The organism is Streptomyces sp. NPDC001450, from assembly GCF_053597295.1.
Genome location: NZ_JBSFHY010000022.1, coordinates 56,899 through 68,681 on the forward strand (window position 1 = coordinate 56,899; position 11,783 = coordinate 68,681).

10 protein-coding genes are annotated in these 11,783 nt (G+C 69.2%); 5 read left to right on the forward strand and 5 right to left on the reverse strand.

What is annotated here, in order from left to right; all coding sequences use genetic code 11:
- The first annotated feature begins 89 nt into the window (after positions 1 to 89).
- Positions 90 to 824 (forward strand): hypothetical protein, encoded by a 735-nt coding sequence (locus ACWC5O_RS24155; protein WP_450583882.1) that lies wholly within the window; start codon positions 90 to 92, stop codon positions 822 to 824.
- 128 nt (positions 825 to 952) lie between these two features.
- Here ACWC5O_RS24155 and ACWC5O_RS24160 read toward each other — a convergent pair whose 3' ends face one another.
- The gene (locus ACWC5O_RS24160; protein ID WP_450583883.1) at positions 953 to 1,993 is read right to left on the reverse strand and encodes an NAD(P)-dependent alcohol dehydrogenase; all 1,041 of its coding nucleotides are present in this window, start codon (positions 1,991 to 1,993) and stop codon (positions 953 to 955) included.
- A gap of 180 nt (positions 1,994 to 2,173) precedes the next feature.
- Between ACWC5O_RS24160 and ACWC5O_RS24165 the strand changes: the two genes are divergently transcribed.
- From ACWC5O_RS24165 to ACWC5O_RS24180, 4 genes are all read left to right on the forward strand, one after another.
- Positions 2,174 to 3,085, forward strand: coding sequence for a helix-turn-helix domain-containing protein (locus tag ACWC5O_RS24165; protein WP_450583884.1), 912 nt, complete (start codon positions 2,174 to 2,176; stop codon positions 3,083 to 3,085).
- A gap of 113 nt (positions 3,086 to 3,198) precedes the next feature.
- A complete protein-coding gene (locus ACWC5O_RS24170; protein WP_450583886.1) occupies positions 3,199 to 3,555 on the forward strand; it encodes a hypothetical protein in 357 nt (118 codons plus the stop codon).
- Positions 3,552 to 4,853, forward strand: a complete 1,302-nt coding sequence (locus ACWC5O_RS24175; RefSeq protein ID WP_450583888.1) for a WXG100 family type VII secretion target — start codon at positions 3,552 to 3,554, stop codon at positions 4,851 to 4,853. The genes ACWC5O_RS24170 and ACWC5O_RS24175 overlap by 4 nt, the downstream gene beginning before the upstream one ends.
- Positions 4,853 to 5,086 (forward strand): hypothetical protein, encoded by a 234-nt coding sequence (locus ACWC5O_RS24180; protein ID WP_398137082.1) that lies wholly within the window; start codon positions 4,853 to 4,855, stop codon positions 5,084 to 5,086. The genes ACWC5O_RS24175 and ACWC5O_RS24180 overlap by 1 nt, the downstream gene beginning before the upstream one ends.
- A 13-nt stretch (positions 5,087 to 5,099) precedes the next feature.
- On the opposite strand, the gene ACWC5O_RS24185 is transcribed toward ACWC5O_RS24180, so the two are convergent.
- The 4 genes from ACWC5O_RS24185 to ACWC5O_RS24200 all read right to left on the reverse strand — a co-directional run bounded on the left by ACWC5O_RS24185 (position 5,100) and on the right by ACWC5O_RS24200 (position 11,751).
- Positions 5,100 to 5,870 (reverse strand): globin domain-containing protein, encoded by a 771-nt coding sequence (locus ACWC5O_RS24185; protein WP_450583890.1) that lies wholly within the window; start codon positions 5,868 to 5,870, stop codon positions 5,100 to 5,102.
- Positions 5,871 to 5,952: 82 nt separating this feature from the next.
- Positions 5,953 to 9,255: a S8 family peptidase gene (locus ACWC5O_RS24190; RefSeq protein WP_450583892.1), complete on the reverse strand. Its 3,303-nt coding sequence runs from the start codon at positions 9,253 to 9,255 to the stop codon at positions 5,953 to 5,955.
- Positions 9,256 to 9,497: 242 nt separating this feature from the next.
- Positions 9,498 to 10,181: an ABC transporter ATP-binding protein gene (locus tag ACWC5O_RS24195; RefSeq protein ID WP_450583894.1), complete on the reverse strand. Its 684-nt coding sequence runs from the start codon at positions 10,179 to 10,181 to the stop codon at positions 9,498 to 9,500.
- Between the two features lie 109 nt (positions 10,182 to 10,290).
- Positions 10,291 to 11,751, reverse strand: coding sequence for an ABC transporter permease (locus tag ACWC5O_RS24200; protein ID WP_450583896.1), 1,461 nt, complete (start codon positions 11,749 to 11,751; stop codon positions 10,291 to 10,293).
- Between the last annotated feature and the right edge of the window lie 32 nt (positions 11,752 to 11,783).

Consider the following 11,783-nt stretch of genomic DNA (forward strand, 5'->3'; position numbering starts at 1 on the left):
GGATCCGGATATTAGAGGATCCGGATATTCGGGCGACCGCGGTGCCTGCGTCCTCGTACATTCGCACTTCGCGCAAGGGGAGGGTCCGAATGAGCAGTTCCGCGTTTCTGATCGGTGGCGGTTGGGACGTCCCGGAGGTGTACGAGCCATTTCTGCGGCAGGCGGCTGCGCGCGGTGGGGATGTGCCGCGGGTCGGGTGCGTGATCGTCGACGAGGGGGACGGGGCGCAGCAGTTCGAGCGGTATGCGGAGGCGCTGCGGAAGGCCCGCCCGTGTTCGCCTGTGCCGTTGCTCGTACCGCTCGGGGGGCGTTTCGAGCCGGAGGGGGCACTGGACGACGTGGATGGTCTCTTGGCGTGCGGTGGGCTGACGCCCGCGTACCAGGAGGCGTTCACCGAGTGCCTGGACCGCCTGCCGCAACAGCTCGCCGAGCGGGGGCTGCCTTACGCGGGGTTCTCCGCGGGCGCCGCCGTGGCCGCACGGCGGGCAGTGGTCGGCGGATGGCTGGCGGACGGGGTGCCGGTGTGCCCGGAGGACACCGCCGAGGATCTCGAGGAGATCGACGTGCGGGCGGGGCTGGGGCTCGTGCCGTTCGCGGTGGACGTGCATGCCGCGCAGTGGGGGACGCTGGGGCGGCTGGTCGCGGTGGTGGGACGCGGGGAGGTGCCGTACGGCGTCGCCCTCGATGAGAACACCGTGGTTGAGGTGGGCACCGAGGGTTGCCGGGTGGCGGGAGCCGGGCGCGTGCATGTCGTACGGCCCGGTGGGGAGGGGGGTGTGGTGGTGCGGGCCTACGGGGCCGGGGAGGTCTTCGGTCTGTCCTAGCTGCGCAGGCTGCAGGCCGCCCGCGGCTACGGCTGACGGTGCCGCACCCCCCTGGGGCGCGGGGCTGTGTCGATATGCGGCTGCGCCGCGTGGGCGCGACCAGCCCCACGCGGCGCAGCCGGACAAGGTCAGATCGTCGCCGTGTCGATCACGAAGCGGTACCGGACGTCACTCGCCAGCACCCGCTCGTACGCCTCGTTGATCTCGGCCGCGCTGATCAGCTCGATCTCCGCGCCGATGCCGTGCTCGGCGCAGAAGTCGAGCATCTCCTGGGTCTCGCGGATGCCGCCGATGCCGGAGCCGGCGAGGGTCTTGCGGCCGGCGATCACCGAGAACAGGTTGAGGGAGACCGGCTCCTCGGGGGCGCCGACGTTCACCAGCGCGCCGTCGGTCTTCAGCAGGGACAGGAACGCACCGAAGTCCAGCGGCGCCGACACCGTCGAGATGATCAGGTCGAAGGTACCGGCCAGCTCCTGGAAGGTCTTCGGGTCGCTGGTGGCGTAGTAGTGGTCGGCGCCCAGCTTCAGCCCGTCGTCCTTCTTGCGCAGGGACTGCGAGAGCACGGTCACCTCGGCACCCATCGCGTGCGCGATCTTGACCGCCATGTGGCCGAGGCCGCCGAGCCCGACGACCGCGACCTTCTTGCCGGGACCGGCGTTCCAGTGCCGCAGCGGGGAGTACGTGGTGATGCCGGCGCACAGGAGCGGGGCGGCCACGTCCAGGGACAGGCCGTCCGGGATCCCTACGACGAAGTTCTCGTCGACGACGATCTTCTGCGAGTAGCCGCCGTAGGTGGGCTCGCCGTCCTTGCCGACGGCGTTGTAGGTGCCGACGTTGCCGCCCAGGCAGTACTGCTCAAGGCCCTTGAGGCAGTTCTCGCACTCGCGGCAGGAGTCGACCATGCAGCCGACGCCCACCCGGTCGCCCACGGCGTACTTGGTGACACCGGGACCGACCTCGGAGACGACACCCGCGATCTCGTGGCCGGGGACCATGGGGAAGATCGCCGTGCCCCAGCCCTCGCGGGCCTGGTGGATGTCGGAGTGACAGATACCGGCGAACTCGATGTCGATCAGGACGTCGAACTCACCGACCGCGCGCCGCTCGATCGTGGTCCGCTCCAGCGGGGCCTTGGCGGCGGGCGCGGCGTACGCAGCAACAGTGGTCATGCCGGGGTTCTCCTAGCAGGGGGGTCGTGCCCGGTTGCCTTTCGACCGGGTACGGCGTCCAGCCTGCAGCGGGCGCCGCCGCTCACCCAGACCACAGATCTTCGTACGACCGCTGTGCCTACCACTGGCGGGGTCAGGCTGACGGGCGTACGACTACGGGAGACGGCCGATACTGGCCGTATGGACGAACAGCAGGACGCGGCCGCCGGCCGGCCCCTGGACCGGCGGGCCGAGCTGAGCGAGTTCCTGCGCAGCCGGCGGGCCCGGCTGAAGCCGGAGGACGTGGGGCTGCGCGACTTCGGACGGCACCGCCGGGTGCCGGGGCTGCGCCGCGAGGAGCTGGCCCAGCTGGCCGGGGTGTCGGTGGCGTACTACACCCGGCTGGAACAGGGCAACGGACGCAACGTCTCGGCGGAGGTCCTGGACTCGATCGCCCGCGCCCTGCGCCTCACCGACGCCGAGCACGCCCACCTCACCCACCTGGCCAAGCCGAAGGCGCACAAGAAGAAGCCGGCGGCACGGCAGCAGCAGGTGCGGGGGGCACTGCACCGGCTGCTGGAGGTGATGGAGGGCGTGCCGGCGTACATCGTCGGGCGCCGGGCGGAGATCCTGGCCTGGAACCGGATGGCGGCCGCGGTCTTCGGCGACTGGTCGGAGCTGCCGCCCGCCGAACGCAACTGGGCCCGTCTCGTCTTCCTGCACCCCGAGTACCGCGACCTCTTCGTCGACTGGGAGCAGAAGGCGATCGACATCGTCTGCGCCCTGCGCATGGACGCGGGCTGCTATCCGGACGACCCGCGGCTGTCCGCGCTGGTGGGCGAGCTCTCCGTCAAGAGCGACGAGTTCCGTCGCCTGTGGGCGACCCACGACGTCAAGGAGAAGAGCCACGGCGTCAAGCGCCTGCACCACCCCCTGGTCGGGGACCTCTCCCTGAACTTCGAGAGTTTCCGCCTCACGGACGACTCGGACCTCGGCCTGGTGACGTACCACGCGGAGCCCGGTTCCCCGTCGGCTGAGTCCCTGCGCCTGCTGGCCAGCTGGGGCACGGACGCGACCAGTGCGGGGACGGGGAGTTCGGCACCGTCGCGCTGAAAAGAGATGAGTGGATCTTTACTGGTGCTTAGCACTGCTCGCGGTTGTGAACGAGGCGCTTCGCGTAGGGTGATTCGGCTGACAGGCCGACCGAGGGGGGCGAGCGCGAAGTCATGGGCGACGCGGATGGCAAGGGCGAGATACTCCACATCGAGATCGCCGATCTGAAGGCGACGGCGCCCCACTTCCACACCCACAGCACGGATCTCACCAAGGCGCTCACCAAGCTCAAGACGGCTCTCTCCGCTGCGGGTTCGCCGTGGGGCGACGACGAACAGGGCACCGCCTTCCACAAGGCGTACGGCCCGCACGTCAAGCAGATGGAGAACGCGGCGCAGATCCTCGCCGAGGGTCTGGCCAGCATCCATGAGGCGATGACGGACATGGCCGACGGCCATATCGACAACGAAGAGCTGGTCCGCGCCATGTTCAGCAAGATCACCGTCAAGGACGGGGACCAGGGCAAGTGAGCGTCGGCGACAAGGCCAAGCAGATCGTCCAGGACGTCACCGGCATGTGGTGGCCGGCCGCCGACGAGGACGGGCTGCGGGACGCGGCCACGGCCTGGCGGAACTTCGCCGATGACATCGAGGACGTCGCGGCCGCCGCGAACAAGTCGGCCCGCTCCATCATCGAGCACAACAAGGGCGAGGCGATCTCCGCCTTCGACGACCCGTTCTGGCGCCGCTACTACTACGAGAAACACGGCTGGCTCCAGGACATGATCGACGGCGCCAGGGACATGGCCAAAGCCCTCGACAAGTACGCCGACGCCGTCCACTCCGCGGAGAAACACCTCGAACACGAACTGGAGATCGTCGGAGCGACGATCGTCGCCGGGACCGCCCTGGCCATCTTCACGGCGGGCATCTCCGAAGGCGCCGCCGCGGCAGCCACCGCGAGCATCGTGGAGATGGCAGGCACACTCGGCGTGACCGTCTCCACCGAGGTCGCCACCATCGCGGGCACCACCCTGGCCACGGCCGCGCTCGGCGGCATCGAGTCGGTGACCGTCGACCTGGCCGTCGCCCAGCCCATGGCCATCGCCACCGGCGAGAGCAAGGGCTTCAGCCTGGACGAGGCCAGCGGGGCGGCCACGGACGGGATGCTGTACGGCGGCATGTTCGGCGCGGCAGCCGGTGGCGCGAGGGCCGCGGCCGAAGCGGGCGGCTGGCGCAACCTCCTCGGCGGTGACATGCCCGCCCTCACGGACCCCCGGCTGCTCCTGGCCAACATGCCGGAGGAGGCCGCTCCCGCTCTGGGCGGGACACGGAGCGGCGACGAGTGGCTCACCGGCGCCCGGCGCCGCCCGCGTGACATCCTCGACGATCCCGCACAGACGAAGTGGGCTGAAGCCGCGTACGACAATTTCCGTCAGGACTCCCGCGACGTCGCCGCCATCAGCCGCAACACCGAAGGTGTGCCCCGGGCGGGCGGCACGACAGGGTTCACCGAGGAGGAAATCTCCACCATCAAGAAGCACGTCTTCGATACCGAGCACCCGATCGAGGACTACGAAACCGGCAAGGTCGTCACCCGCAGGTTCGACGCGGACGCCGAGATCGCCGACGCCTGGATCCGCCTCCGTTCCGGCAACGCCCTGCCCGAGGACCACGTGCTGCTCGAACACGAGCTGACGGAACTCGACTACCTGCGGTCGCACCCGGGTGCGACCTACCAGGAAGCACACCGGGTGGCCAACCAAAACTACAATTGGCAGAACATGGTTCCGCTCAACAAGCGGGAAGACTTCGAGAGCGAGTGGTAATGGCGTCCCTGGTGTACTTCAAAAAGCTGTCCGAGCAGCCGGGCTCCATTCGCTACTCCTTCGGCGAGGACCCCGCCGAAATGGACCGCACCCTCACCATGAACACGACCAGCCGCACCTCGACGTCCGACGACGGCAACACCGACTACACGTTCCTCAAGGCGTCCCGAAAGATCAACTCCTTGTTCGAGGAGCGCAGCCAGTGGCCGGAACGGGGCATGAGCGCGAGCTGACAAGGCCCCTGCATCAGCCCTGGTACGGCGGCATCGCCCCCCAGTTCCACTTCGGCACCGGCTGCTCGGCGGGAGGCCGCGCGTCCGGGCCCGAGAAGTACACCGCCAGCCGGGTTCCCCACTCCACATAGGCCAGGAAGGCCGAGCGGAACTCGGCGTCGACGGGCAGACCAGCGTCGTCGGCGGCGTCCTGGATGAGATTGACCCAGCGGCGGCGCTGGGGCTCGGTGATGTGCTTGCCGAAGTGTTTGGCCACCATGTGGGAGTGGCCGCCCTGGGTCTCGGAGTAGCGGGCGGGGCCGCCGAAGACCTCGCCGAGCCAGAGGGCGACATGGGAGGCGTGGCCTGGGGCGAGGTCCTGGAAGAGCGGGGCCAAGAGGTCGTCCTTGACCACCTTGTCGTAGAAGACCGAGGTCAGCCGTGAGAAGGCCGCGGCGCCGCCCGCCCAGTCGTACAGGGTGGGCACGGCACCTCCGCCGCCCTGCACACCGGTCGGCCGGTAGTGGCGCATCTCCTCGATGTTCTCCACGTACGGCCGGATCTCCGCGAGGAACGGCGGAAACAGCTCCGACCCGCGGAAACCCTGGAGGTGGTCCTCGGTGGACGTCCAGGTGATCCGAAGGATCCAGGACTCGGGCTCCTCCTCGCAGCGGGTCAGTCCGTAGTCGACACACTGGGGAGCGGCGGCCAGCTGGACGGCCGCGCGGGTGTAGGCGGAATGGAACTCCGCCGACTGCTGCTCGGGAACGCGGTAACGGATGTACTCGACTGTGTGAGCCGTCATACGGGCACACAAGCACGAACGGCCCGCCGGAAGCTTCTGCTCCGGCGGGCCGTTCGCTCACGGCCTACTCAGGTACGACGGCTCACTTGCCGTAGTACGCGTTGTGGATCGTGATCGTCGACGTGTTGCCCTTCTTGTCGGCGATCTTGGCTCGGAACGAGATGGCCTTGTTCTTCGCCGGGTTCTTCACGGTGATCTTGCCGCCGCGGACGTCGACCTTCTTGAAGGTCTTGCCGTCGTAGGAGACGTACACCGTCAGGGACTTCAGGTTGCTGCCCGCGGCCGCGCCCTCGACGGTGACCGGGAAGGTGACCGTCCTGCCGGCCTCGACGCGGCTGTCCAGGCCGGTCTTGGCACCGAAGTACAGGGCGGAGACGGGGAGCTTCGCGGAGCCGCCCGCCGGCTTCTTGGAGCGGAAGGTCCAGGCCGCGTCGATCCGGGCGGAGGCCTCCGACACCTTGGCCGAGCGCTTGACCGAGGTGGTCAGCTTGTACGCGGCGTCACCGGCGGGCACCTTGAAGGTCTTCTCGCCGAACATCGGGTCGTCGTTGGAGCCGACCTTGACGCCGTTGCGGTACAGGGTCGTGGTCGCCGAGGTGAACGTCGACGAACCGACGTGCTTGGCGCCGTCCGCGAACAGCGGCATCATGCCGTAGATCTCGTTGCCGTCCCGGAAGACGCCGAAGTCGGCGTTGACGAGCGGGGCGAAGACCGCGGTGTTGAAGGTCTTCGTGTACGACTTGCCCGCCGTGAAGGACTGCGCGCCGGCCGAGTAGGACGCGTCGGCGACCGGGAACCCGTCCGGGTCCACCCCGCCGTCCTGCTCGAACTCCAGCTGCCACTTCACGCCGCCCTTGGCCGACAGGTGCAGGGTGCGGGTGCCGGGCAGGGTCTGCGGGATGCCGATGGAGGAGGCGCCGGAGCTGCCGGGCAGCCAGCCCACCGCGTTGACGGTGCCCTTCTTGCCGCTCGCGGCGGCACCGAGCCGGGCCTTCACCGTGGCCAGGTCGCTCGCCTTGTAGTGCTTGGTGTAGCCGGTGGCGAGCTTGGTGACCGGACCGCCGGAGGTGACGTCGTACTCCTGGGTGGCACCCTTGGACCAGTGCGCGTCCCACTGCTGGTACAGCGTGCCCGCGGGCAGCGACCCGCCGATGTGGGCGGTGTGGAAGTTGTCGTACGAGTCGAGGAACCAGCCGAAGCCGTACTGGCCGTCGCCGATCGTGACGTCCCACTCCGGCGAGGCGAACTGGGACTTCAGGCCCGTGGCCGGGACGGTGATGTCCACCGGCTTGGCCTTGCGCGCGTCGATCGTGATCGTCTGCTTGCCGGAGACGGTCAGCTTCGGCTGGGCGATCCAGTCGGTGCCCTTGGCGACGTCCTTCGGGTCCACGAAGGTGGCGGTGTTGAGGATGTACGTGCCCTTGGGCGCGCGCACCTTCACCGTGCCGGACGGGTCGTACGGGTTCAGCCACTGGCCGTTGGCCAGGCCGGCCACGCCCGTCATGTCGGCGTCGAAGTACTGGGCCGGCTTGCCGTCACGGCCGATGAACTTCAGCGTGACGTCGTACGACTCCACCTCGCGCTGCACCGCGGCGGCCGTGCGGACGGTCTGCCCGCCGCCGGTCGCGGTCACGTACGCGGAGTAGGCGCCGTCGAGGGTGCCGCCCAGCTTGGTGTTGGCCGTCAGGTCGACGGAGGCCTTGCCGTGCGCCGGGACCGTCACCTTGGTCGCGCCGAGCTTGAAGAAGCCCGCCGGTGCCGCCTGGCCCTTGGGGTCGATGGCGGTGCTGGTCAGGTTGAGGGTGACGTCCTTGTCGCCGAGGTTGCGGTACGACACCTGCTTGGTGACCGGGGTGTCGTCGGTGTGCGGCCACTGCTGCACACCGAAGCTGACCGACACCGGGTCGGCGATCACGGACTGCTTGATGGCCTTGTCGACCGCGATCCGGCCCGAACCCTGCTGGAACGGCGTGTACTTGCCGCCCTTGGCGGAGCCGGTGAGCGCGCCCTTCAGCTCGGCGTAGCCCCAGTCGGGGTGCTCCTGCTTCAGGATCGCGGCGGCGCCCGCGACGTGCGGGGTGGCCATCGAGGTACCGGAGATGGTCAGGTAGCCCTCGGGCTTCTCACCGACCTCCTGGTCGATGACGCTGCCCTTGGCCGCGGCGGCGGTGATGTCCACACCGGGCGCGGTGACGTCCGGCTTGATGGCGCCGTCGCCGGTGCGCGGGCCGGTCGAGGAGAAGTCGGCCAGCTTGTCCTTGTCGTCGACCGCGCCGACGGTGAGCGCGGCGTCCGCGCTGCCCGGCGAACCGATCGACTGGGGGCCCTCGTTGCCCGCGGCGATCGCGAACAGGATGCCCTTCTCGGCGGAGAGCTTGTTGACCTCGGCCTCGAGCGGGTCGATCTCGGGCGTGTCGTAGCCGCCCAGGCTCAGGTTGATGACCGAGGCGCCCTGCGAGGCCGCCCACTCCATGCCGGCGAGGATGCCGGAGTCGTCACCGGAGCCGGTGTCGTCCAGGACCTTGCCGTTGAGGAGCCTGGCGTCGGGAGCGACACCCTTGTACTTGCCGCCCGACTTGGCGCCGGTGCCCGCCACGATGGAGGCGACGTGCGTGCCGTGACCGAAGTGGTCCTTGGCGTCGGCCGCGGCGGAGAAGTTCTTGGACTCGATCACCTGGTCCTTGAGGTCCGGGTGGCTGGTGTCCACACCCGTGTCCAGGACGGCGACCTTGACGCCCTTGCCGGTGTAGCCCGCGGCCCACGCGACCGGCGCACCGATCTGCGGCACCGACTTGTCGAGCGAGGCCTTGCGGACGCCGTCGAGCCAGACGTGCGCGATGCCGGAGGCGGTCTTGTCGCCGTTGGTGACGGCGTCCCACAGCTCGGCGGTGTCCTTGACCGGGGTCTGCACCGCGTCCGCGTTCAGCGCCGTGAGGCTGCGGCGCAGGTGGCCCGCGTCGCGGACGTCCTGCTTGGCCGCCGTGGCGGAACCGCGGTAGCCGACGATGACCTTCAGGCCGTTCTTCTGGGCCTTGCGGGTGGCGGCCTTGTTCAGCTCGGTGATGTCGAACAGCCGCTGGTCCAGCTTGCCGGAGGCGACCAGGCGGGCCGCGTCGGCCGGAACGACGAGGGTGTGCCCGTCGGCCTTGCGGACCTGGACGGGTATGTGCTCGCGCCCCTTGGCCCGCTGGAGGCCGACGACGCGGCCCTTGGCGTCGAGGGCGACGCGGTCGCCGGTGATCAGGGTGACGTGGTGCTTGACGCTGAGCGAGGAGGCAGCGGCCGAGACGCGCTGCTCGGGCTTCGCCGACGCGGGGCTGGTCATACCCGCTGCGAGGGCGACGGCTGCGGCGGTGGCCACAGTGGCCGCAGCTGCTCTTTTCACTTGTCTGCGCAAGTTCTCCCCCTGGAGATGAGTTACCGGGCGAAATCCCCGTTCACCCGGCGGGGGGCAGTCTCGTACACCTGCACGTCAACCCCCCGGATCCCGAAGTATGCCGGGGGGCGATCAGGCGGCTCAATAGATGAGAGGAGCGTAAGAAAGCGCTACCCAAAACTGTTACGCAGTGGGGGAGACACCGTTACAGAATCGCTAAGTCACGTTCGTACGAACGGTGTTATGGGCCGTCAGGCGCCCGCGTTCTCCTTCACGGTGATCCTGCCCTTGCGGATGGTGGCCAGGCGCGGAGCCTTCTTCGCGATCGCGGAGTCGTGGGTGACCATGATGAACGTCAACCCCTGCTCCTTCCACAGGCGTTCGAGTACCTCCATGATCTCGTCGCGCATGCCCTCGTCGAGGTTGCCGGTCGGCTCGTCGGCGAGGAGGACCTTCGGCCGTTTGACGAGTGCGCGGGCGATGGCCACGCGCTGCTGCTGTCCTCCGGACATCTCGGAGGGCAGATGGGAGAGGCGTTCGCCGAGGCCCACGGACTTCAGTGCTTCGGCGGCCAGTTCGCGGCGTTCCTTGACCTTGATGCCGAGAGGGACGAGAGCGGTCTCCACGTTCTCCTGGGCGGTGAGCGTCGGGATGAGGTTGAAGGACTGGAAGACGAAGCCGACGTTCTCGCTGCGGACCTTGGTGAGGCGGGCCTCGGAGAGCCTGGCCAAGTCGGTGCCGTCGAGGACGACTTCGCCTTCGGTGGGACGGTCGAGGCCGCCGAGCATCTGGAGGAGGGTGGACTTGCCGCCGCCTGTGGGGCCCTGGATGACGAGTCTGTCGCCGTCGCCGATGGTGAGGTCAATGCCGTCGAGGGCGTGGACGGTGTCTTTGCCCCTGGTGTAGCGCTTGGTTACGTTTCTGAGTTCGTACATGGTGGCTCCTGGTTGCGTCTTCGGCTGCGGGTCGGTGGGGGCTGGGCGCGCCCGCGCGGCGGAGCCGCATATCGGTACGGCCCCGCGCCCCCGGGTTGGCAAGCGCGTCCTACTCGACACGGCGCAGGGCGTCCGCCGGGCGCAGCCTCGACGCCCGCCAACCGCCGAACGCCCCCGCGATCAGGCCCCCTGCCACCGCCAGGCCCACCGCCAGGAGGATCGTCGTCACGCTGACCGGAGCCGTGAGGGCGACCTCCAGGGTCTTGGCCTGCCGGGGGCCGGGGCCGCCGAAGCCGCCACCGCCGCCGGGACCGCCGCCGAAGCCGCCGGCGCCCGTGCCGCCGCCGAGCTGGGCCTGCAGACTGGGGCTGATGGCCGTGACGACGTACGCGCCCGCCAGGCCGAGCGCGATGCCGAGAGCGCCGCCCACCAGGCCGTTGACGACGGCCTCGCCGACCACCTGCCGGGTCACCCGGCCGGACTTCCAGCCCAGGGCCTTCAGCGTGCCGAACTCGCGGACGCGCCGGGAGACGGCGGCGGAGGTGAGCAGGCCCGCGACCAGGAACGCGGCCACCAGTACCGCGATGGACAGCCACTTGCCGACGTTGGTGGCGAGGGAGGAGGCCGTGGACAGGGAGCCGGAGACGGTGTCCGCGAGGTCGGCGGAGGTGGTGACCGTCGTACCCGAGACGTTCTTCTGGATCGCCGACTTGACGCTGCCGATCTTCTGCGAGTCGGTCGCCTTGACGTAGATCGTGGTGACCTTGTTCTTCGAGTCGCTGAGGGTCTGCGCCTGCTTGAGCGGGATGTACAGGTTGGCGGCCGAGTCACCGCTGTCGGCGGTGGCGATGCCGATCACCTTGAACTTGACGCTCTTGACGGTGACGGTGGAGCCGACCTTGTACTTCTTCTCCTTGGCGTAGGCGGAGTCGACCACGACAACCGCGGCGTTCGTCTCCGTCGCCTTGAACGTACGGCCGCTGGTGATCTTCGAGGAGGTCAGCGGGCCGAGGGCGGGCCTGGTGACGTCGGTGCCGTAGACGGAGTAGTTGTTGACGTCGAAGTCGGCGCCGCCGCCTTGTACTTCGCCCTGCGGCCGGCCGGTTCCGCCGGGGCCGCCCCGCTGGCTGCCGCCGTTGCCGTTCTGCTGGAACTGGCCGCGCGTGAACTGGCCGTTGATCTTGATGACCTGCAGGCTCAGCCCGCCGACCGCGTCCGAGACGCCGGACTGCGCGCCGACCTTGGTCACCGTCGAGGTCGACAGCGTCTGGAAGCCCTGCACCATGACGCGGTCGCTGCTCTGGGTGGAGTCGTCGTCGTTGTTGCGGGCGTCGAACTGGAAGCGGGGCCGCTGGGCGTTGCCGGTGGACGCCGACGCCGCCTTGGTGACGGTCATGTCGGTGCCCAGTCCGTACAGCGACTGCAGGACCTTGTCCTGGGCCTTCCCCATGCCGCTGGACACGGAGTTGACCACGATGACCAGTGCGATGCCCAGGGCGAGGCCGGAGGCGACGACCAGGGCCGCCTTTCTGCGGCGGCGCAGTTCGCGCCTCAGGTAGGTGAAGAACATGCCCGCAAGCTAGGGACGGACCGTGATGACTT